This window comes from Brachybacterium sp. GCM10030267, from assembly GCF_042666875.1.
In the GTDB taxonomy this organism is placed as follows: domain Bacteria; phylum Actinomycetota; class Actinomycetes; order Actinomycetales; family Dermabacteraceae; genus Brachybacterium.
This window is the reverse complement of record NZ_JBHTCX010000010.1, coordinates 200,575-221,550: the sequence shown is the minus strand read 5'-3', so window position 1 is coordinate 221,550 and position 20,976 is coordinate 200,575. Positions and strand designations below refer to the sequence as shown.

Below are 20,976 nucleotides of genomic sequence, written 5' to 3'. Positions count from 1 at the left end.
GGTCGGTTCACTCCTCGTCGTCGCTGAAGATGGCCAGGATCTCCTCGGCCGTGGTGGCCTCTTCCAGGCGGGTGACCTGGGCGGGGTCGGAGAAGGTCATGGCGACCTTCTGGAGCAGGGTGAGGTGCTCGTCGCCGACCCCGGCGATCCCGATGACGAACTTCGTCTCGTTGCCGTTCCAGTCGATGCCGCCGGGGTAGCGCACGAACGACATGGCCGAGCGCTTGATGGTGGACTTCGCCTCGTTGGTGCCGTGGGGGATGGCCAGGCCGTTGCCCATGAACGTCGAGACCGATGCCTCCCGGTCATGCATTGCGGCGATGTATCCCTCGTCCACGGCCCCTGCGGTGACCAGCAGGCCACCGGCCTCGTCGATGCCGGAGGCGGAGTCCGTCGCGCTGCCGGAGAGGACGATGCTGGCGGGGGAGAGGATCTCCGGTTCGGCGGCATGGGCGTCAGGGGCGACATCGGATGCGTCCGTCTCCGGGGCCGAGGCTGCCGCAGTGCCGCTCTCAGGCGCGGCATCGGGGTTGTTGCGCTGCTCGACCAACTCGACCACCTCGTCGTAGCGCGGGGAGTTCATGAACTGGTCGACGCTGACGTGCACGGCGGAGCCGGTGCGCTGGCGAGCGCGGTCGGTCAGCTCCTTCTGGGTGACCACCACGTCCCATTCGTCGGACAGGCTGGAGATCGCCTTGTTGGTGACCTCCACGTCGTCGAAGCCGGCGGCACGCACCTTCTTGCGCAGCACGGTCGCGCCCATGGCGGAGGAGCCCATGCCGGCGTCGCAGGCGAAGACGATCCGCTGGATGGGACCCGTGTGGCCGGAGGCGTCGGTTGCGCCTGCGACGGCGGCGGTCCCCGCTCCGGCACCGGTGAGGGCGCCCGAGACCGAGGACTTCTTGCCCTTCATCTGCTCCATCTTCGCGGTGGCGCCGGCGATGTCGCCATCGTCCTGCTTGCCGATGCGCAGCAGCAGCGCCGAGAGCACGAAGCTCACGACCGCTGCGGCGAGCACCGCCAGGGCGACGCCGAGATACGAATCGCGCGCGGCGACGCCGAAGATCGCGATGATCGAGCCCGGGGCGGCGGGGGCGATGAGACCGGTGCTGAAGGCGACGTTGACCGCCACGCCTGCCATGCCGCCGCCGATCGCGGCGAGGATCAGGGCGGGCTTCATGAGCACATAGGGGAAGTAGATCTCGTGGATGCCGCCGAAGAACTGGATGATGGCGGCGCCGGGAGCGGAGGCGCGGGCGGCCCCGCGGCCGAAGAAGGTGTAGGCCAGCAGGATGCCGACGCCCGGGCCGGGGTTCGCCTCCAGCAGGAACAGGACGGACTTCCCGTTCTGTCCGACTTCGCTGAGGCCCAGCGGGGTGAGGACGCCGTGATTGATGGCGTTGTTGAGGAAGAAGACCTTGGCGGGTTCGATGAGGATCGAGACCAGCGGCAGCAGGTGGGCGTTGACCAGGGACTCCACGCCGGCTGAGAGCAGGTTCATCAGGCCGTTGACCAGCGGGGCGAGGCCGAAGAAGCCGGCGACCAGCAGGAGGAAGCCGACGATGCCGGCGGAGAACATGTTCACGAGCATCTCGAAGCCCGCGGGGATGCGCTCCTGCCACAGCTGGTCGAGCTTCTTCATCACCCATGCGGCCAGCGGCGCCATGATCATGGCGCCGATGAACATGTGCACCTGACCCAGGGCCTGGAACTCGGACTCAGGGTTGCCACCCGCGAGCCACTGCTCCAGCGCGCGGGCGTTCTCCTGGTCGATCAGCCAATCCGAGCCGGCGATGACGCCCATGGTGGCGATGACGCCGACCACGGCACCGCGCGCCTCGTAGATCATCCGGCCACCGGTGTTGGCGATCAGCAGCGGCAGCAGGTAGTGGATCATCGGGCCGACGACGCTGGCCAGCGGCTCGTTCGGCGTCCAGCCCTCGGGGATGAAGAACGCGGTGAGGATGCCCCAGGCGATCAGGGCGGGGATGTTCGGCATCACCATGTTCGACAGGGAGGTGCCGACCTTCTGCAGGGCCACGCGCGGGGAGAAACTGCGGGGCGCCTCGGTAGCTGTGGTCATCACATGTCCTCGTAGACAGCGGTGGCGACGCGGCGTCGCCACGGTGGGACGTGCGGCGCGCCGGTCGGCGTGCCGGGCGGCAGGGGTGCCCGAGGCGGAGCGATGATCCGCGGGGAATCACGGGAGGGAACCTACCGGTGCCGCCGAGTCTATGCCGTCCATCGCCCCTGGACGCACCGCCTCACCGGCACGTTCCGCGGCGCCGGGCACGAGCGGCCGCGAGACGAGCAGAACCTCACAGTACAGAGAATCGTGTATTGTCTCTCGCGTGATCGAGACCGCTGACCGAACCCACACCGCCTCGCTGGCCCGGCTGGGATATGCGCTGGCCGACGACACCCGCGCCCGCATCCTGCTGGCGCTGCGGGAGGCCCCGGCCCTGCCCAGTGACCTGGCCGACGCCCTGGGCGTCTCCCGCCAGGTGATGTCGAACCAGCTCGCGTGCCTGCGCGGATGCGGGCTCGTCGAGCGGGAGCGCGAGGGCCGACGGGTCTGGTACCGGCTCGCCGATCCCCGCCTGGCCGGCGCGCTCAGCGAGATGCTGCGTGCGTGCCTCGCCCTGGACCCCGAGTGCTGCACGGGAGAGGAGTGCCGATGCCTGTGACCACGACCGGCCCGGATGCCGCGCGCCGCGTCGTCCTGCAGCGCCGGATCCGCTGGATCGTCGCGGCGACGATCACCTACAACGTCATCGAGGCCGTCGTGGCCCTGACCGCCGGGCGGATCGCCTCGTCGGCCGCCTTGGTGGGGTTCGGGCTCGACTCGATCGTCGAGGTGCTCTCCGCCGCGGCCGTGGCGTGGCAGTTCGCCGGGCCCGATCCTGACAAGCGTGAACAGGTGGCGCTGCGCGTGATCGCCGTGTCCTTCTTCGCGCTGGCCGCGTTCGTGACGGTCGATGCGACCAGGTCACTGCTGAGTGCGGACGCGGCGGAGCATTCGAGCGTCGGCATCGCACTCGCCGCGGTCAGCGTGATCATCATGCCGGCCTTCTCCTGGTTCGAGCGCCGCACCGGCATGGAGCTGGGCTCACCGTCGGCCGTCTCCGACTCCAAGCAGACCCTGATCTGCGCGTACCTCTCGGCGGCGGTGCTGATCGGGCTGGTGCTCAACAGCGTGCTGGGCTGGGGCTGGGCCGACGCGGTCGCCGCGTTCGTGATCGCCGCCTTCGCCGTGCGCGAGGGGCTGGAAGCCTGGCGCGGTGACGCGTGCAAGCAGCCGGTCGCGGCGCTGACCGGGGAGATCGAGCCGCACGAGGACCCGCACGACTGCTGCTGAGGGAAGAGCCGGCCTCAGAGCCGGCCCTGGGTCTCCGTGCCGGCGGCGATCGGGGTCATGCGGGTCACCAGCGTCGGCTTCTCGATGAGGTCGGCGATGTCCTCGTTCAGCAGCGTCACGGCCTCTCCGCCGGCGTGCGTGCCGAGATCCTCCGCGCTCGTCCACTTCTCGATCATGGTGATCGTGCCGTCCTCGGCGTCGTGGATGGCGTAGAGCTCGCAGCCCTTCTCCTCGTGCACGGCGGCGATCCCGCGCTGCATGGCGTCGGCGAGATCCTGCTTCCTGTCGGGCTTGGGGTAGAACACGGCGGTGACGACGACGGTCATGAGGGCTCCTTCGGCCGATGGCAGATCGTGGCGGCGAATCTATCAGCCGGTGTGCTGGGAGCGTTCGCCCTGACGAGCATGCGGACGAGGCGCTGCGACGGGCCGGAGGCACCCAGGACATGCCGGACCTCGCCCAGTACCCTGACGCGGTGAATGCTCCTCGCGGGTGACGGTGAGCCCCGGGGGACGACGAACCGGGCGGGGCCGTGTCGAGGCCTCCCAGCAGGAGGGGTCGGAACAGGTGATGACGTCATCAGAGTCATCGGGGGTCGGATGGCGCGAACGCGTCGACGGCTTCGTCGAGCACGCGTCCGTGCAGCGTCTGGTCGTCGGTGTCATCCTCGCCAACGCGGCGATCCTCGGCCTGCAGACCACGCCCTGGGGGCACGGCCGCGGCGACGCCCTGCTCACGGTGCTGGACTCGGTGTGCCTGACGGTGTTCGTCATCGAGCTCGCCCTCAAGCTCGTCGCCAAGGGTGGGCGCTTCTTCCGCTCCGGCTGGAACGTCTTCGACCTGATCGTGGTCGCGATCGCGCTGATCCCGGAATCCGGCGGGCTCTCGGTGCTGCGCACGCTGCGGGTACTGCGTCTGATCTCGCTCGTGAAGCGGCTGCGGTTCGTCATCGAGGCGCTGGCCGGCGCCATCCCGGGCCTCGCCTCGATCGGTGCGCTGCTGGGGCTGATCTTCTACATCGGCTCGGTGATGGCCACCTCCATGTTCGGCCAGACCCACCCGCAGTGGTTCGGCAGCATGGGCGATTCCGCGTACACCCTCTTCCAGGTGCTCACGCTGGAGAGCTGGTCGATGGGGATCGTACGCCCGGTGATGGAGACCCATCCGTGGGCATGGGCCTTCTTCATCCCGTTCATCCTGCTGGCCGCCTTCACGGTGCTGAACCTGTTCGTCGCCGTCATCGTCGATTCCATGCAGCACCTGCGCGACAACCCCGAGGCCTGGCCCGAGCAGGTCGCCGCGCACGAGTCGGGCCCCGCCCCGGCACACGAGGCGGGCACGGCGCCGGCGCATGAGGAGAGCGTCGCCGCGCATGAGGAGCGCCCCGCACCGGCACATCACGAGCTGACCGAGCTGCGAGCTCAGGTCTCGACGCTGCAGGCGGATCTTACGGACGCTCTGGAGATGCTGCGCGAGGTGCGCGAGGAGCAGCGGTCCGCCAGCAGCCTCGAGGAGAGCTGAGGGCGCGACTCACTGCACATGCCGGAGGCGCCGACGGCTCCGCGCGCGAAGCCGTCGCGGCCTATCCCGCGAGGCGGCGGTATTCCCGCGGCGGCATCCCGCAGGCGGCGGTGACGTGCGCGTAGTAGCTGCTGAGTGAACCGAACCCGGAGGCCGCGGCGATCTGGGCCGACGTCATCGACGTGGTCAGCAGCAGCCGCTGCGCCTCCGCGACCCGGCACATGGTCACGTAGTCCCCGAGCGTCACCCCCACCGCGCGGCGGAAGACCGTCATCGCATGCGAGGGCGTCAGATGCACCGCCGCCGCGATCTCGCCCACGGTCAGCTCCTCCCGGAAGGAGGCGACCACGAACTGCGCCATCTCCATGACCTGCCGGGCGCGAGGCGACGGTGCGGGCTCAGACGGCGCGGGCTCAGACGGTGCGGCCTCATCGGCCGCGTCTGCCAGGCCGTGGCGACTGCTGTGGCCCGTCGGATCGCGGTCGGCGTGTTCCTGCTCGGCGGCACCCTGGCCGGCATGCCCCGGCGTGGCGGCGCCGGAGCGCACGACCCGGCGGATCATGGCCTGGATCTCGAGCAGGGCGATCTCCGCCTGCTCCGGATCGCGGTACTCCTCGAGCCAGGTGGAGACCATCTGCTCCAGCCGGCGGCCCAGTGCCCCCGCCTCGATCACCAGCGGCTCCATACGGGCCAGCTCGGCGAACTCCTGCTGGGGAAGGTTCCACGACAGCGCCGTGGACAGCGGCACGTGCACCCAGCACACGTCACCCGGGCACGACCCGACCAGGCCGTGCGGCTGTGCGGCCCAGAACATCGCGATGTGCCCCGCCGGGACGACCAGCTGGCGGCCGGAGATCAGATACCGCAGCTGTCCGCTGAGGACCACATTGAGCTCGATGTCGTTGTGGCGGTGCATGGATTCCATGCGCGGCGGGGTGCCGCGTCGGCACCACAGGGCCGGTTCCTGCGTGATGACCGGATCGGGCGTGAATGACTGCGTCGTCATGGCCGCACTGTACGCCCGGGATCGAAGGATCCTGGAAGTTCCGCGCAGGATGACGCGAGAACTCCGGGAGCCCACTGCCTAGCGTGAACGCATGACTTCGACAGTGCCGTCCTCCGCGCCCGCCCCCTCATCCGCTTCCTCCACGTCGCCGGCCGCGCAGCCCGGGGCCGGCCCGTCGGCCGACCGGACGTTCCTGCCCGCCCCGAAGATCACGATCATCGGTGCCGGTGGCTTCGTGTTCCCCTTCCGCCTGATCGGGGACATCCTCAGCTTCCCGGCGCTGCGCGAGGCGACGCTGTGCCTGATGGACATCAACCCCGACAAGCTCGGTCCGGTCGCCCGCGCCGCGCGCGAACTCGTCAATCACCACGGCTTCCCGACCACCATCGAGGAGACCACCGACCGTCGCGCCGCCCTGGAGGGGGCCGACATCGTCATCGTCACCTTCCAGGTGGGAGGCGTGGAGTCCTACCGGCACGACGTCGAGATCCCGCGTAAGTACGGCATCGACCAGACCGTCGGCGACACCGTCGGCCCCGGCGGTGTGTTCCGCTTCCTGCGATCCGTGCCCGCCTATGAGGCGATCGCCGCCGACGCCCTCGAGGTGTGCCCGCAGGCGACGTTCATCAACTACGCCAACCCGATGGCGATGGCGACGGCGTTCCTGAACTCCAAGGGGCTGCGTACCGTCGGCCTCTGCCACAGCGTCCAGGGCACCACCCGCATGCTGGCGCGCACTCTCGAGGTGCCCTACGAGGAGATCTCCTACCGCTGCGCCGGCATCAACCATCAGGCCTGGATCCTCGAGTTCATGCACGGCCAGGAGGACCTCTACCCGAGGCTGCGCGAGGTGATGGCAGCGCGACACCAGCGCGGCCGCGCTGCCGCCGAGCTCGCCGGAGACGACGGCGACCACAGCGAGGCCGCCGAGACCGCCAGCACCTACGAGGGCGGCAACGAGCAGGTCCGCACCGCGATCATGGAGGCCTTCGGCTACTTCCAGACCGAATCCAGCCACCACGCCTCCGAATACCTGCCCTACTTCCGCAAGAACCCCGAGCTGACCGAGGAGTTCATCCCCGAGCGCTGGGACTACTACGAGATCTGCGCCGCCCATGACGACCAGGGCGACATCGACGGCCAGCTCACCAAGCTCAAGGCCGAGCTCGCCCCCTCTCTCGAGTACGGCGCCCAGATCATCAACTCGATCGTCACCGGCACGCCGAGCGTCATCCACGGCAACGTGCCCAACCACGGCGCACTGATCGAGAACCTCCCCGCCGATACCTGCGTCGAGGTGCCCTGCCTGGTCGATGCGCGCGGGGTCCAGCCCACCGCGATCGGGCAGCTGCCCCCGCAGCTCGCCGCGGTCAACCGCACCAACGTCAATGTGCAGACCCTCGCGGTGCGCGCCGCCCTGGACGGCGACGTCGAGCACGTCCACCACGCCGTGGCGCTGGACCCGCTGACCGCCGCGCAGGTGACCCTCGACCAGGCCCGCGCGATGACCGAGGAGCTGCTGGCCGCGCATGAAGAGCTGTTGCCGGAGCCGCTGCGCCGAGGGGCAGGGGAGCACGGGGTGAGGTGAGCGCCCGCCGCACGTGAGGGTCCGCGACTCAAAGGAGAGTGACAGCGTGAACAGAATCCGACCCGGTCGGCGCCAGATCCTGGCGGTCGCCGGCATCACCATGGCCGGTGCGCTCGCCGCCTGCGGCGGCGCCGACACCGGTACGCAGCACCTGCGGCTGTCGTCCTGGAACATTCCCACGGATCTGGAGACGTACCAGAGCATCGCCGACCGCTTCGTCGCAGACCATCCGGGCACCTCGGTGGCGGTGGAGGTGACCACCGGTGCCTTCCACCAGTGGTTCATCACGCGCCTGGCCGCAGATCTGGCCCCCGACATCATCCGGATCACCCCGCAGCAGATCGGCCGGTACGCCGCCAACGGCAGCCTGGTCGATCTCTCCGGTGCGATCCCGGCCGACTACCGCGAGGACTGGTCGGACCCGTTCTGGGCGATCGGGGAGCGGGAGAACGGCATCTTCGGGATCTTCCAGCACACCGACAACTTCATCACCTTCTATGACCGGGACGTCATGGACCAGATCGGCGTGCAGCCCCCGACCGCACTGGAGGACGCCTGGAACTGGGACGAGTTCCTCGAGATCGCGGCCGAGGTGAAGCAGGTGACCGGCAGCTATGCCTTCGGCTACGGCTGGAGCGGATCGGAGACGGCGTACCGCTGGATGCCGCTGATCTATCAGAACGGCGGTGCCTTCCTCGGAGAGGACGGGCTCACCCCGTCCATGGACACCGAGGAAGCCATCGGCGCCCTCGAGTTCGGCAGGCGCTGGTACGCCGACGGGCTCGTCAGCCCCAGCAACATGAGCAAATCCGGGGGTGGGCCGGTCGCCCACGACCTCTTCAGCACCGGGCAGATCGGCATGGTGCTCACGAACCCGGAGGCCATCGCCCCCTTCGACGAGGCGAAACCGGGCCAGTGGGGGACCGCCCCGATGATCAGGAACGTCGGGGAGGCCTCGGACCTCGGCGGCAACGCGCTCGCCGTGACGCGGTCCTCGAAGAACCCGGAGCTCGCCGCCGAGCTGGTGGCGTACATGACCAGCCGGGAGAACATCCGCGAGTTCTGCCACGAAGGCAACTGGATCCCCTCGCGGACCTCACTGGATGCGGCCGCGATCGACTACGCCGACCACTCCGAGGTCATGCAGCGGTTCATCGACCAGGGCACCACCATCCCGCTGTCCATGGTCAAGGCGCAGTCCGGAGAGTTCTTCAGCTCTCTGAACACCGTGTTCGCCGACTACCTGGACCTGTGTCTGCTCGGCGAGCTCACGCCGCAGGAGACCTCCGCACAGATGATGGAGGCGATGCGCAGTGTCACATCCCGCTGACTCCACGATCGACACCGCGGTCGAACCGTCTGCCGTGACCGCCCCCGGGCCTGCGGCGGAGCGGCCCCGGCCCGACCGGGGCCGCCGGCGGGGCCGCCTGGCCCCCTATGTGTTCGTCGGCCCGGCGGCGCTGCTGTTCGCCGCCTTCTCGTTGATCCCGATCATCATCGCGATCACGTTGAGCTTCCAGGACACCCAGACCCTCGGCGATGGCGAATGGGTCGGCGTGGACAACTTCGCCCAGATGGGCTCGGACGCCCTGTTCCGCACAGCCCTGGTGAACACCGTGATCTTCACCGTCGGCACCGTGCCCACGGCGATGATCATCGGACTGGCGCTCGCCATCGCGCTGAATCGGCCGCTCGTCGGCAGGGGAGTGCTGCGCGCGATGTTCTTCGTGCCGATGGTCGCGGCCGGAGTGGTCGTGGGCGTGGTGATGTCGTGGATCTTCAACACCGATTACGGCGTCGCCAACAACTTCCTGGAGCTGCTGGGCCTGGGCAGGATGCCCTGGCTGACCTCACCCAGCATGGCCATGTTCACGCTGATCATCGTGGTGGTGTGGACCCGTATCGGGTTCTGCATGGTGATCTACCTCGGTGCGCTGCAGTCCATCCCCCGAGAGGTCAAGGAGGCAGCCTCGATCGACGGCGCGGGCAAGTGGGCGCGGCTGCGATCGGTCACGATCCCGATGCTCACGCCGACCACGTCGATCCTGCTGATCCTCAACGTCGTGTTCTCCCTGCAGGCCTTCGACATCATCTACGTGATGACCGGGGGAGGGCCCGGCTTCTCCACCACCGTGCTGATCCAGTACGTGTTCCGTTCTGCGTTCCAGGACGCCCGGATGGGCTACGCCGCGGCGCTGGGCCTCGTCCTGGTCGCGATCCTGCTGATCTTCACGCTGTTGCGCCAGCGAGCCACCAAGCGAGCGGAGAGCTTCCTATGAGCACGATGACCACGCCGAGGCCCCGTGCCGTCTCGCCGGGGGAGGGTGACCGGTCCGGGCTGAGGAGCACCCGCCCGCGGCGGCACTGGCTGCTGTTCGCAGTCCTCGCGATCCTCGCCGCGCTCATGGTCTTCCCGCTGTACTGGATGGTGGTCTCCGCACTGACCCCGGGGGGCCAGTCCCAGAGCGCCGAGTTCTACCTCTGGCCCGATCAGCCCACGCTGTCGAACTACACCGAGGTGTTCTCGACCCAGCCGGTGTGGAGGTGGATCGGCAACTCCCTGCTGATCTCGTGCGTGACCACGGCGCTCTCGGTCGTCGTCTCGCTGGGGGCCGGGTATGCCCTGGCCAAGTTCCGCTTCACCGGCAAGGGCATCCTCTATGCCGCGTTCATGGTGACCATCATGATCCCGATCCAGGTCACGCTCGTGCCGTCCTTCCTGGTCGTCGCCCGGCTGGGACTGGTCGACTCGCCGTGGGCGGTCATCCTGCCCACCGCCTTCGACGTGGTCGGGATCTTCATCGCCCGCCAGTTCATGCTCGGTGTGCCCGACGCTCTGATCGAGGCGGCCAGGGTCGATGGTGCCGGGGAGTTCCGGGCGTTCTTCTCCGTCGTGCTGCCGACCTCGGGGCCGCTGGTAGGTGTGCTGGTGATCCTCGCGTTCATGACCCGCTGGAACGACTTCCTGTGGCCGATGGTCGTGCTGCAGGGCAACGAGAGCTTCACGGTCCCGGTGGCGCTGTCGACCCTGACGAACAATCCGGCCTTCGCCTCGCCGTGGGGAGCGGTGATGGCGGTCGCGACCATCACGGTGCTGCCGATCCTGGCGGTGTTCCTCGTCTTCCAGCGGCAGTTCGTCCAGGGGATCTCGAGCACCGGGATCAAATGACCGCGGCGCCCACGCTGCCGTCGGCACGGCCGCTCACCGGTGATCGTGCGAGGCGTCGCCGGATCGTTGCAGGAAGGTGGCCAGCAACGAGGCGAGCTGTTCCTGCTCGGCCGGCGAGAGGCCTCGGTCCAGCAGCTCCTGCTCGGTGCGGAGGTGATCGACGACCACCTCATCCACGGTCGACAGCCCGGCCGCGGTCAGAGACACGAGCACCCGTCGGCGGCTGCTGGGGTCCATCGTGCGCTCCAGCATTCCTTTGTCCTCCAGGCGCTGGAGACGATTGGTCATCGCGGCACCGGTGACCATGCTCGACGCCGCAAGTTCGCCGGGTGTGAGCGTGTACGGTGCACCGGCCCGACGCAGCGTGGCGAGCGTATCGAACTCGCCGTTGTTAAGACCGTGCTGGCGAAAGTTCGCGTGCAGCGGACCCGAGACGAGCTCCTGGACACGCGAGATCCGGCCGAAGACGCCCATCGGCCTGACATCGAGGTCGGGTCGCTCGCACTGCCACTGGGCCAGGAAGTCGCTCACTCGATCGTCCACGTCCATCGCCTCCTGAGGTGAGAACTCCGCATCGGCCACCGTCCGAGAAGGACCGGGACCGTAATGTTTCGACGTCCAACTGTTTGACGCCAGGGTAGTGCGCATCTACAGTCGTAAGCGTGAAACAGTTAGACGTCGAAACGACCGGGGCTCCCGGCGCTCGGCCCGCTCCGGCCCCCTCGCCGCAGAACCCGGCCGAAGCCGGCGCCCCGAGCGGACGGCCGAGGACCAGCTCCTCCTCCCCGTCTCCCGCCATGACCTCCCTGCTGACAGCGATCGCACCGATCACGTGGGGCACCACCTACGTCGTCACCACGGAACTGCTGCCGCCCGGCCACCCCGTGTGGTCGGGCGTGCTGCGAGCTCTCCCGGCGGGCCTGGTCGCGCTCGCCATCGGCCGGGCGCTTCCCGGAGGCAGGTGGTGGTGGCGCGCGCTCGTGCTCGGCACACTCAACATCGGAGCGTTCTTCCCGCTGCTGTTCCTGGCCGCCTACCTCCTGCCGGGAGGGGTGGCAGGGGTCTTCGGCGCCACGGGGCCGCTGCTGGTCGCGGTTCTCGCGGCGCTGGTGCTCGGCGAGCGGCTGTCGGCGAAGCGGGTGGTCTGGGGCGTCCTCGCTGTCATCGGAGTCGCCGGTATGGTGCTCGGACCCGAGGATGCACTGAACCCCCTGGGCGTCCTGGCCGCCGCCGGCGGCGCCGGCTCGATGGCGCTGGGCACCGTGCTGAGCAAGCGGTGGAGCCCGCCCGTCGGCCCCGTCGCGTTCGCCGGCTGGCAGCTCACTGCGGGTGGCGTGCTCATGGTGCCGCTCGCACTGGCCACGGAGGGATCCCCACCGTCTCTCGACGGGTCCGCCCTGCTCGGATATTTCTGGCTCGCTCTCGTAGGCGGACTGCTCGCTTACGTGCTGTGGTTCCGCGGACTCGGGCGCATGCCCGCCGGTGTCGCTGCGTTCCTGCCGGTGCTGTCGCCGCTGGTGGCCGCACTCATCGGACTCGCCGTCGGTGAGCGATTCACGGCGCTCCAAGTGCTGGGCTTCGCTCTGGCACTCGTCGCCGTCGTAGCGGCACAGCATCCCGGCCGGCGGGACGGCGTGGCATGAGGATCCTCGTCATCGGAGGAACCGGGGCGGCTGGTTCGCGGATCGCCGCCGAGGCGCGGCGTCGCGGACATGTGGTCACTGTCGCTTCTCGCAACCCTGCTGTCGAACGCGAGCGTGTCGCGCTGGGCGATCGCCGTGACCCCTTCGACGCCGGGTCCCCCCGTGCAGGGCACGCGCCGACGGGGAGCGTGCGTGTCGACGCCGCGGATCCCGAGGCGGTCGCGGCGTACGCGGTCGAGGCCGACGTGCTCCTCTCCGCCACCCGCCCCGCGATCGGCACGGAGGAGGACGTCTCCGCCGTGACCCGAGCGCTGGCCTTCGCCGCGGCAGCCGCAGATACTCGCCTGCTGGTCGTCGGTGGTGCCGCCCCTCTGCGGTCCCCCGCAACCGGGCAGACGGTCCTGGACGATCCGCAGTGGGTGCCGACAGCGATTCGTCCGTTCGCGGCGGCCAGCACGCGTCAGCTCGCGATCCTTCGCGAGGCACCGGCAGAGGTCGCGTGGACCTACCTCGCTCCTGCCGCTGACTTCGCCCCCCGCGAGGCCCGGGGCACGTATCGCCACGACGCAGGAAGCAGGAGCGTGCCGGACCTCGTGATCGGGGCCGATGGGACGTCGAGGATCTCGATGGAGGATTTCGCGCTCGCCGCGTGCGACGAGGCCGAGCATGCCCGTGTGCGGCGAGGTGTGATCGCGGTCGGCTGGTGACGGCTCATGCCCCGCGGAGACACAATCCCTCGCCTCGTTGCGCCGGGGGCGCAGGCGGCGACTGAGCAGGGCTCGACCTCTCGGCCGCGTAGTGGAGGACGAAACTCAGGGGATATCCCGGCGGCTGCACCGTGAGCGAGCGGTGACGCTGGGGGCGTGAGAGCTTCCACGCGACCCGGTGCCCTCGGACTCTGCATTTCCTTGGAGGTGCTGCGCTTCCTCGTCATCCTCGCAGCTCTGGCGATCGCGCCGTTGTTCGGGATCACCGGCTGGTACATGGGCCTGTTCGCCAACGTCCTGTGCGTGGTCTACGCGATCGTGATCGTCAGCGTGCTGGGCCTGTGGCGCGACCAGGGCGTGCTACGGCTGTGGCGGTCGCCGTGGGCGGCGCTGTGGCTGTTGCCATTCGTGGTCGAGGCACTGATCTGGCTGGTCCACCCCGGCGGCTTCTCGATGCAGCCGCCGGGCATTCTCCTGTGGTCGCTCACTCGGCTGTTCGTGGGCGTCAACGAGGAGCTCGTCAATCGCGTCGCCGTCCTCGGCACTCTGCGACGGGCCTTCTCACCAGTGCCCTCCGCGGTGCTCTCCGGCGCGCTGTTCGGGCTGGCGCACCTCTCGCTGCTGGTGACCACGCCGGGGCGCGCCACTGATGACGTACTGCTGAACGTGCTGGCCTCTGCCACGTACGGCTTCGCGCTCGCCGCGTCCCAGCTGCGGTTCCGCTGGTTGCTCCCTCTGGTGTTCATCCATGCCACGGCGGACATGACGGTGATCATGACCGGCGGGCAGGTCCCGCTGTGGACGGACATCGCTATCCACGGCGGCTTCGTGGTGCTCGGAGTGCTCTTGCTGCGGTCTCCCGGGCATGGGGTCGATCCGGCTCCCGACGCCGCCGCGGCCAATGCCGGGCAGCGCTGACACGTACTCAGGCGGGGAGTGCCTTGGGATTCACCGTGTCTCCACGCCCACCTCGGGCCAGGCATCCGACGGCCCATCCAGCAGAGGCGCCGCCTCATCCTTCAGGGTGCGGTCGAAGAAGGCCCGGCTCCACGTGGTCACGAGCGCCGCGCCGCGTTCGGGGTCGATGGGCCCGGCCAGTCCTCGCCACCGGAACAGCGGCGACCACAAGGGCAGGTCGGACCAGTTGAGGTGGTGGAAGTCGTTGAGCGTGAGGTACCACGCCGGGCCGGTCGAGTTCGCGAACAGGCCGCGCTGAGCTGTCACGGTCTGTCGGATCTCCGCCTCCGGCCAGCCGCCGGCACGGTCGCGCTCGCGCCGCATCGACGACGCCTCCCGCGTCATGACCATCAGCGGCTGCTCGATGCCGTCGGTGGCGACGGGAGCCGTCTGGCCGGCGTCGGCCTCCAGGCAGGCGCGGAAGCGGGTGTCCTGGCGGCAGGTCTCCGGGGCCGTGTATCCGCCCAGTGACAACCCGAACACCCCGGCTCGGTCCGTCGCCAGGTGGCCGGCCAGGGGGCCGTCGCCCGCATCGAGTGCCTCCGCCCGATCGAGGGCGAACCGCGCGTCCCGGGCGAGGAAGGGCACGATGCCGCCGGGCAGCTCCTCACCGTTGACCACCGGTGCGGGGTCATCCTCCGTCACGGACTCCGGCATCAGCGGGCCCAGCTCGTCCCGGGAGATGGCCGTGACGGCATCGCCGCTCGGCAGAATCGTGCGGGCGGCGGTGCCGGGCTGATCGAGGCTGATCACCACGTAGCCGTGGGAGGCGAGGTCCTCGAACCAGGCCTGCGCCTCGCCACGGAAGCTCTGGAAACCGGAGAGATGGATCAGGACGGGGAATCGCCCGTCGGCTGCCGACGCATCCGGGTGCGCATGGGTCGTGGCACCGGGAACGCGGGTCAGAAGCGCAGCGGGCACGCCGAGGACGTCAGCGAGCCCGACCGCGGTTCCGCGATTCATGTACGGCGCTGTGGGAGCATCCGGTGCCGGTCGAGCCGGATACCAGATCTGGGCGATGACGGACCGGTGGTCGTCGGGATCACTGGTGAACGGTTCGGGCCGGGAGGAGTCACTCCACGTGCGGGTCGTGGTCCCGACGTCATAGGGACCGGTGGGCTCGGGCAGCCGGGGCCGCGGCGCTACGGCGATGACGGCGACGCTCGCGAGAAGTCCTGCCGCGATGACCGCCGCCAGCGCGCCGCCCAGTGCTCGCCGGCGCGACGGCCGACCCGTCAGCGCGTCGCGGTGTTCGAGATGGTCCGACGGGGATCCAGTGCTGGGTGCTGGCATGCGTCCAGGCTGGGGCGGACCCGACCGGATGGCCAGGGGGATGTCCCCCGAGTTCGTCGGGGGACGGCCCTGGGCGAGAGGATGGGTCCGTGAACTCGCAGCATCCATCCCCGAAGGACCGCTCCCACCAGGGGCATCCGTCGTCTCCGCGTCGCCTGCTATCCCGTGACGATCGGTCGCAGCGCACCGATCGTCTCCTCCTCGACGTCCCCACCATGGAGGACATCGAGCCCCTGCATGAGATCTACGCGGACCCGCGCGTGTGGACGCACTTCCCCTCCCTGCGCCATACGGAACCGTCCACGACGGGCGCGATGCTGGGTCGCTGGATCACAGCGTGGGAAAGCGACGGCCTTGGTCCGTGGATGGTGCGGGAGGCGGAGAGCCGCACCTTCCTCGGGCACGCCGGCTGCCGCCTGCTGGGCGCGCCTGCCGCGGGTGCCTTCTGGAACCTCGGCTATCGCTTCGCGCCGGAGGCCCATGGACATGGGTACGCCACGGAGGTATCGCGGGCAGCGCTGGAGGCGGCGAGGGCGCATCGCCCCGAGATCCCGGTGGTGGCATACCTGCTCGAGCACAACACGGCCTCGCGCCGGGTGGCCGAGAACGTCGGCCTCACGCTGCGCCATCGTGCGCCGGACGCCGGGAACCCGGATCCGGACGCTATCCGCCTCGTGCTGGCCGACCGCGAGCTGACGGCGGCACAGCTCGCCGAGACCCTGCGCTGAGTCAGGAAGCCTTCTTCTTCGAACTCTTCGACGAGCCCTTGGAGCCGGAACTCTTGGAGCCGGAGCTCTTCGATGTGGACTTCTTGGACGTCGAGCTCGAGTCCGACTTCTTCGAGCTGGAGCTGGAGCTGTTAGATCCGGACTTCCTGCTGCCGGAACTCTTGGATCCCGAACTCTTGCTGCTCGAGCTCTTGTCCCCAGAGCTCTTGCTCCCAGAGCTCTTGCTGCTCGAGCGCTTCCGGCCCCGGCTGGAGGAGCCCTTGCTCTCGTCGGAGTCGGCGCCGTCCTTATCGTCTCCGGCCTCATCACCCGAGTCCTCGCCGGCCGTCCCGCCGCCGCGTCGCTTCTGCACGCTGCGCTCCAGAGCGTCCATGAGGGAGAGGACCTTCCCGTCCTCCTTCTCCTCCTGCTGCGCGCGCTCCTCACCGAAGGTCTCGTCAGTATCGACGGTGTCGCCCTCCTCGAGCTTGGCGTCCACCAGCTCCTGCAGCTGAGCCTGGTACTCGTCGGTGAACTGCTCGGGCTCGAAGTCGCCGCTGAACTGCTCGACCAACGCGGCGGACATCGTCTTCTCCTTCTTGCTGACCTTCGACTTCGAGGGGCCGAAATCCGCCTCGCGCAGGTCCTCCGGCCAGCGCAGCGTCTGCAGCACCAGCAGGTCATCGCGAATACGCAGCACTCCCAGGCGCGTCCGGGTGCGCAGCGTGAACGTCACCACCGCGGTGCGCTCGGTGTCCTCGAGCGTGCTGTGCAGCAGCACGTAGGCCTTCGATGAGCGGCCGACGGGCTCGAGGAAGTAGGAGGTGCCCAGCAGGATGGGATCGATCTGCTCGTCGGGCACGAACTGGACCACGTCGATCTCGTCGTTGTCCTCGGCCGGCAGGGAATCCAGCTCCTCGTCGGTGAGGATCACGGTCTTGTCGCCGTCGTCGTAGGCCTTCTCGATGTGGTCGTAGTCGATCTCGCGGCCGCACACCTCGCACACCCGCTTGTAGCGGATCCGGCCGTGGTCCTCATCGTGAACCTGGTGCAGGGAGACGTCGTGCGACCGGGTCGCTCCATACAGCTTCACCGGCACGTTCACGAGCCCGAACGTGATCTCACCGCTCCATATCGCGCGCATACTCCATCACACCACGACGTCGGCGCACCGGACCAGTGACGGTCGGTAGGTCGGCCGAGGCCATCAGTCCTCCGCCCGGGGCGTCTGCCTCGCCCAGCGGCTGCTTGCCGCTGCCTGCTGCCCGACGATCGCTTGCCAGGCCCATCGATAAACGATAGATTGTTGCCGTCGTCCGATAAGGGAGGTGTCATGGGCACGATCAGCGTCCAGGTCCTACGGGTCATCATCTGGCTCGCGCTCGCCGGAGCGCTCGCGGTCCAGTTCGTCATCGTGCCGCTGCTGTGGCGGGACATGACCGGATCGGGGGTCTCCGCGCTCACGGCGACGCTCCTGACCGGGATCGCCGTGCTGGCCGTGCTCGCGCTGCAGGTCGTAGGCGTGAGCATCCTGCGGCTGCTGACACTGGTGCGCCGCGGCCGGGTCTTCTCCCGCCGCTCGTTCCGCTACGTCGACCTCATCATCGGCGCCATCGCCGTCGAGGCACTCTTCCCGTTCGCGATCGCGGTGATCGCCGCCGTCGCCAACCGCACCACGCCCGGGGACGAGGTGGCTCCCGGCCTCGTGGGCCTCCTGTGCGGCGCGTCCCTGGTGATCGCCGGGGTCGCGCTGGTGGTCTACGTCCAGCGCCAGCTGCTGGCCCAGGCCACCGAGACCCTCGCCAGGGCGCGGAATCTGCAGTCCGAGCTCGACGAGGTCATCTGATGGCGATCGTCGTCGACATCGACGTGATGCTCGCGCGCCGCAAGATGTCCGTCGGGCACCTCGCCGAGCGCATCGGCATCACCCCCGCCAATCTCGCCGTGCTCAAGAACGGCCGCGCCAAGGCGGTGCGCTTCTCCACGCTGGAGGCGCTGTGCGAGGTGCTTCAGTGCCAGCCCGGGGATCTGCTGCGATGGGAGCCCGGGCCCGAGGAGCCGGCCGACGCGGACTCGTGAGCGGGCAGTTCGCCGGGGATCTTCGTGACGGATCGCATGACCTGCGGCACAGTGTCCCCATGGCTACCGGAGAACAGCGGGTCGAGGTCGAGGGGCGCGAGCTGCGCCTGTCCAATCTCGACAAGGTCTTCTATCCCTCCACGGGCACCACCAAGGGCGAGGTGATCGACTACTACCGGCGCGTCGCCCCGGTGCTGATCCCGCAGGCCACGCGGCGTCCGGCGACCCGCAAGCGATGGGTCGACGGGGTCGGCACCGAGGACGATCCCGGCAAGGTCTTCTTCCGCAAGGACCTGGAGGACTTCGCGCCCGACTGGATGCCGCGGGCGGATATCGAGCACAGCGACGGGCCCTCGACCTACCCCTTGGTCGACGAGACCGCGGTGCTGGTCTGGCTCGCCCAGCTGGCCGCCCTGGAGATCCACACCCCGCAGTGGCGCTTCGACGACGACCTCGAACCGGCAAACCCCGACCGCCTGGTGCTCGACCTCGATCCCGGCAAGGGCGCGGAGCTGGCCGACTGCGCGCGGGTGGCCCAGTGGTGCCGCGAGATCCTCACCGACATGGGCCTGGACGCCTTCCCGGTCACCTCCGGGTCCAAGGGCATCCACCTGTACGCGCCCCTGGATGGCGCCAGCACCTCCGAGGAGGTCTCCGACGTCGCCCACCAGCTGGCCCGCGCCCTGGAGGCGGATCATCCCGACCACGTCGTCAGCGACATGAAGAAGTCCCTGCGCGAGGGCAAGGTGCTGGTGGACTGGTCCCAGAACAACGGCAAGAAGACCACCGTGTGCCCCTACTCCCTGCGCGGGCGACTGCGGCCGACGGTCGCCGCGCCGCGCACCTGGGAGGAGATCGAGGACCCGGACCTCGACCACCTCGAGTTCGAGGAGGTGCTCGAGCGCGTCGAGGACGGCCTCGACCCGATCGCCCCGCTGGGCTACGGCGAGGACGCCGGCGACGACGGGTCCGGCGAGGACGACTCCCCGTCGGCCGATCGCGCCCGGGACCGGCTGGAGGTCTACCGCTCCAAGCGGGACCCGGACAAGACGCCCGAGCCCGTGCCCGAGGCGAGTCCGGGCGCCTCCGAGGATGCCCAGGACGCTCTGGATGCCGACGAGCCGATGTTCGTCATCCAGGAGCATCACGCCTCCCGCCTGCACTGGGACTTCCGTCTTCAGCACGAGGGCGTGCTGGTCTCCTGGGCGGTGCCCAAGGGTCCGCCGCTCGAGGTCGACGTGAACCGTCTCGCCGTCCAGACGGAGGACCACCCCCTGGAGTACGGCACCTTCGAGGGCACGATCCCGAAGGACGAGTACGGCGGGGGAGAGGTCACGATCTGGGATGCCGGCACCATCGAGATCGAGAAGTGGCGCGAGGGCAAGGAGGTCATCGCGATCTGCCACGGCCGTGAGGACGGTGGTCTCGGCGGGGTGCCCCGGCGCTACGCGTTCATCCAGACCGGCGGCATGGGCGGGAAGAAGAAGACGCCGGCCGCGAAGGAGGAGGCCGACTCCAACTGGCTGCTGCATCTGATGAAGGACCAGCCCGACGAGGACGACGCGGCGGGCTCGAAGCGAGCGTCCACGAGCAAGGGCAAGGACAAGGGCAAGAGCACCGACAAGCCCGGGAGCAAGAGCAAGAGCAAGAGCAAGAACAAGGACGATCGCGAGAGCACGAGCACGAGCACGAGCACGAGCACGAGCACGAGTAAGGGTAAGCGCACGAGGAAGGCCGAGGAGGGCGACGCGGCCAAGGGCTCGTCGACGAAGGGTGCCTCCCGGGGCCGCTCCTCGACCGTGACGGAGATGAGCGAGCCGATCTCGCCCATGCTCGCCACCCTGGGAAGCCGCGACGACATCCGCGACGAGGACGAGTGGGCCTTCGAGATGAAGTGGGACGGCGTCCGCGTGATCGCCACCGTCACCGAGGACGCCGTGCGCCTGACCAGCCGCAACGGGCACGACACGACCGATGCCTTCCCCGAGCTCCAGGAGCTGCGCGGGGTCGTCGACCCCGATGTCCTCGCCGCGGGCGAGACCGTCTTCGACGGCGAGATCGTGGCCCTGGACGCCCAGGACCGCCCCTCCTTCTCCCGCCTGCAGCAGCGGCTCGGGCTCACGCGCGAACGGGACGTCGAACGCGCCCGGCAGGAGGTCGAGGCCCACGTGATGCTGTTCGACCTGCTGGTGCGCGGCGGCGAATCCCTGCTGCGTGCCCCGTACCGCGAGCGCCGCGACGCGCTGTACGAGGTCGCCGAACCCGCCGAGCACGTCCAGCTGCCCCACGCCGACCACGGCGACGTGGACCACGCGATCCAGCTGTCCAAGCAGCTGCAGCTCGAAGGCGTGATGGCGAAGAAGGAGGACGGCACCTACCGGGCCGGAAAACGCAGCCGCACCTGGATCAAGATCAAGAACGAGCGCCACCAGGAGGTGGTCGTCATCGGCTGGCGGGAGGGGAAAGGGGCCCGCTCGGGCACCATCGGATCGCTGCTGATCGCCGTGCCGGACGCCGACGGCGAGCTGAGCTACGCCGGGCGCGTCGGCACCGGTTTCACCGAACGCGATCTCGAGAAGGCCGCCGGCACACTCCGCTCCCGCACCCGCAAGACTCCACCCGCGGACGACGTGCCCGCGGCGGACAGCCGCGACGTCCAGTGGGTGCGCGCGGATCTCGTCGGCGAGGTGCAGTACACCGAGCGGACCGGGGACGGCCGGCTGCGCCACCCCGTCTGGCGAGGGTTCCGGCCCGACAAGGACGCCGACGAGGTGCGCTGGGAGGAGTGAGACCCAGCGCCGCGTTCCCGCCTGACCAGGGGGTCCAGGTGTCCTCCGTCCGATGGATCACACGCGTGCACGAGCATCCCCGTCCATGCCGTAGGCTCAATGCAGTTGTTCGCACGATCCCGCCTCACGGCGGGGGAAGCACGCGCCGCACCTCCGGGT

20 protein-coding genes are annotated in these 20,976 nt (G+C 69.3%); 14 read left to right on the top strand and 6 right to left on the bottom strand.

What is annotated here, in order from left to right; translation table 11 throughout:
- Positions 1 to 7: 7 nt before the first annotated feature.
- Complete coding sequence (locus tag ACFQS2_RS09235) at positions 8 to 2,083, bottom strand: PTS sugar transporter subunit IIA (protein WP_377015998.1); 2,076 nt, start codon at positions 2,081 to 2,083, stop codon at positions 8 to 10.
- A gap of 271 nt (positions 2,084 to 2,354) precedes the next feature.
- Here ACFQS2_RS09235 and ACFQS2_RS09230 point away from each other — a divergent pair, with 271 nt between their 5' ends.
- Together ACFQS2_RS09230 and ACFQS2_RS09225 are read left to right on the top strand one after the other, a co-directional pair.
- Positions 2,355 to 2,687: an ArsR/SmtB family transcription factor gene (locus tag ACFQS2_RS09230; RefSeq protein ID WP_377016371.1), complete on the top strand. Its 333-nt coding sequence runs from the start codon at positions 2,355 to 2,357 to the stop codon at positions 2,685 to 2,687.
- Positions 2,678 to 3,358, top strand: coding sequence for a cation transporter (locus ACFQS2_RS09225; protein WP_377793460.1), 681 nt, complete (start codon positions 2,678 to 2,680; stop codon positions 3,356 to 3,358). Before ACFQS2_RS09230 ends, ACFQS2_RS09225 begins: the two co-directional genes overlap by 10 nt.
- Positions 3,359 to 3,372: 14 nt before the next feature.
- Here ACFQS2_RS09225 and ACFQS2_RS09220 read toward each other — a convergent pair whose 3' ends face one another.
- Positions 3,373 to 3,684, bottom strand: coding sequence for a putative quinol monooxygenase (locus tag ACFQS2_RS09220; RefSeq protein WP_377016001.1), 312 nt, complete (start codon positions 3,682 to 3,684; stop codon positions 3,373 to 3,375).
- 244 nt (positions 3,685 to 3,928) lie between these two features.
- Between ACFQS2_RS09220 and ACFQS2_RS09215 the strand changes: the two genes are divergently transcribed.
- Positions 3,929 to 4,879: an ion transporter gene (locus ACFQS2_RS09215; protein WP_377793459.1), complete on the top strand. Its 951-nt coding sequence runs from the start codon at positions 3,929 to 3,931 to the stop codon at positions 4,877 to 4,879.
- A 61-nt stretch (positions 4,880 to 4,940) separates the two neighbouring features.
- On the opposite strand, the gene ACFQS2_RS09210 is transcribed toward ACFQS2_RS09215, so the two are convergent.
- Positions 4,941 to 5,885 carry a helix-turn-helix domain-containing protein gene (locus ACFQS2_RS09210; protein ID WP_377793458.1) on the bottom strand — a complete coding sequence of 315 codons (945 nt, stop codon included), beginning with the start codon at positions 5,883 to 5,885 and terminating at the stop codon, positions 4,941 to 4,943.
- Positions 5,886 to 5,976: 91 nt separating this feature from the next.
- Between ACFQS2_RS09210 and ACFQS2_RS09205 the strand changes: the two genes are divergently transcribed.
- From ACFQS2_RS09205 to ACFQS2_RS09190, 4 genes are read left to right on the top strand one after another with little or no spacing between them, the layout of a single operon-like run.
- Positions 5,977 to 7,473, top strand: a complete 1,497-nt coding sequence (locus ACFQS2_RS09205) for an alpha-glucosidase/alpha-galactosidase (RefSeq protein ID WP_377793457.1) — start codon at positions 5,977 to 5,979, stop codon at positions 7,471 to 7,473.
- A gap of 46 nt (positions 7,474 to 7,519) precedes the next feature.
- Positions 7,520 to 8,803 (top strand): ABC transporter substrate-binding protein, encoded by a 1,284-nt coding sequence (locus tag ACFQS2_RS09200; protein WP_377793456.1) that lies wholly within the window; start codon positions 7,520 to 7,522, stop codon positions 8,801 to 8,803.
- Positions 8,787 to 9,752, top strand: a complete 966-nt coding sequence (locus tag ACFQS2_RS09195) for a carbohydrate ABC transporter permease (RefSeq protein WP_377016011.1) — start codon at positions 8,787 to 8,789, stop codon at positions 9,750 to 9,752. The genes ACFQS2_RS09200 and ACFQS2_RS09195 overlap by 17 nt, the downstream gene beginning before the upstream one ends.
- Positions 9,749 to 10,642 carry a carbohydrate ABC transporter permease gene (locus ACFQS2_RS09190; protein ID WP_377793455.1) on the top strand — a complete coding sequence of 298 codons (894 nt, stop codon included), beginning with the start codon at positions 9,749 to 9,751 and terminating at the stop codon, positions 10,640 to 10,642. Before ACFQS2_RS09195 ends, ACFQS2_RS09190 begins: the two co-directional genes overlap by 4 nt.
- A 33-nt stretch (positions 10,643 to 10,675) precedes the next feature.
- Here ACFQS2_RS09190 and ACFQS2_RS09185 read toward each other — a convergent pair whose 3' ends face one another.
- Complete coding sequence (locus ACFQS2_RS09185) at positions 10,676 to 11,185, bottom strand: MarR family winged helix-turn-helix transcriptional regulator (protein ID WP_377016015.1); 510 nt, start codon at positions 11,183 to 11,185, stop codon at positions 10,676 to 10,678.
- A gap of 254 nt (positions 11,186 to 11,439) precedes the next feature.
- Between ACFQS2_RS09185 and ACFQS2_RS09180 the strand changes: the two genes are divergently transcribed.
- From ACFQS2_RS09180 to ACFQS2_RS09170, 3 genes are all read left to right on the top strand, one after another.
- The gene (locus ACFQS2_RS09180) at positions 11,440 to 12,285 is read left to right on the top strand and encodes an EamA family transporter (RefSeq protein WP_377793454.1); all 846 of its coding nucleotides are present in this window, start codon (positions 11,440 to 11,442) and stop codon (positions 12,283 to 12,285) included.
- Positions 12,282 to 12,992, top strand: coding sequence for an NAD(P)-dependent oxidoreductase (locus ACFQS2_RS09175; RefSeq protein ID WP_377016019.1), 711 nt, complete (start codon positions 12,282 to 12,284; stop codon positions 12,990 to 12,992). Before ACFQS2_RS09180 ends, ACFQS2_RS09175 begins: the two co-directional genes overlap by 4 nt.
- Positions 12,993 to 13,148: 156 nt before the next feature.
- A complete protein-coding gene (locus ACFQS2_RS09170; protein WP_377016021.1) occupies positions 13,149 to 13,910 on the top strand; it encodes a CPBP family intramembrane glutamic endopeptidase in 762 nt (253 codons plus the stop codon).
- A gap of 30 nt (positions 13,911 to 13,940) precedes the next feature.
- Here ACFQS2_RS09170 and ACFQS2_RS09165 read toward each other — a convergent pair whose 3' ends face one another.
- The gene (locus ACFQS2_RS09165) at positions 13,941 to 15,242 is read right to left on the bottom strand and encodes an alpha/beta hydrolase family protein (RefSeq protein WP_377016023.1); all 1,302 of its coding nucleotides are present in this window, start codon (positions 15,240 to 15,242) and stop codon (positions 13,941 to 13,943) included.
- Positions 15,243 to 15,331: 89 nt separating this feature from the next.
- On the opposite strand from ACFQS2_RS09165, the gene ACFQS2_RS09160 reads away from it, so the two are divergent.
- A complete protein-coding gene (locus tag ACFQS2_RS09160; RefSeq protein WP_377016025.1) occupies positions 15,332 to 15,970 on the top strand; it encodes a GNAT family N-acetyltransferase in 639 nt (212 codons plus the stop codon).
- A 1-nt stretch (position 15,971) separates the two neighbouring features.
- Here ACFQS2_RS09160 and ACFQS2_RS09155 read toward each other — a convergent pair whose 3' ends face one another.
- On the bottom strand, positions 15,972 to 17,093 hold the full coding sequence (locus ACFQS2_RS09155; RefSeq protein ID WP_377016027.1) for a Ku protein: 1,122 nt from the start codon (positions 17,091 to 17,093) through the stop codon (positions 15,972 to 15,974).
- Between the two features lie 189 nt (positions 17,094 to 17,282).
- Here ACFQS2_RS09155 and ACFQS2_RS09150 point away from each other — a divergent pair, with 189 nt between their 5' ends.
- Genes ACFQS2_RS09150 through ACFQS2_RS09140 form a run of 3 tightly spaced genes read left to right on the top strand, consistent with a single transcriptional unit; the run spans position 17,283 to position 20,817 of the window.
- Positions 17,283 to 17,795: a DUF2975 domain-containing protein gene (locus ACFQS2_RS09150; RefSeq protein ID WP_377016029.1), complete on the top strand. Its 513-nt coding sequence runs from the start codon at positions 17,283 to 17,285 to the stop codon at positions 17,793 to 17,795.
- A complete protein-coding gene (locus ACFQS2_RS09145; RefSeq protein WP_377016031.1) occupies positions 17,795 to 18,028 on the top strand; it encodes a helix-turn-helix domain-containing protein in 234 nt (77 codons plus the stop codon). The genes ACFQS2_RS09150 and ACFQS2_RS09145 overlap by 1 nt, the downstream gene beginning before the upstream one ends.
- 59 nt (positions 18,029 to 18,087) lie before the next feature.
- Complete coding sequence (locus ACFQS2_RS09140; protein ID WP_377793453.1) at positions 18,088 to 20,817, top strand: ATP-dependent DNA ligase; 2,730 nt, start codon at positions 18,088 to 18,090, stop codon at positions 20,815 to 20,817.
- The last annotated feature ends 159 nt before the right edge of the window (positions 20,818 to 20,976 follow it).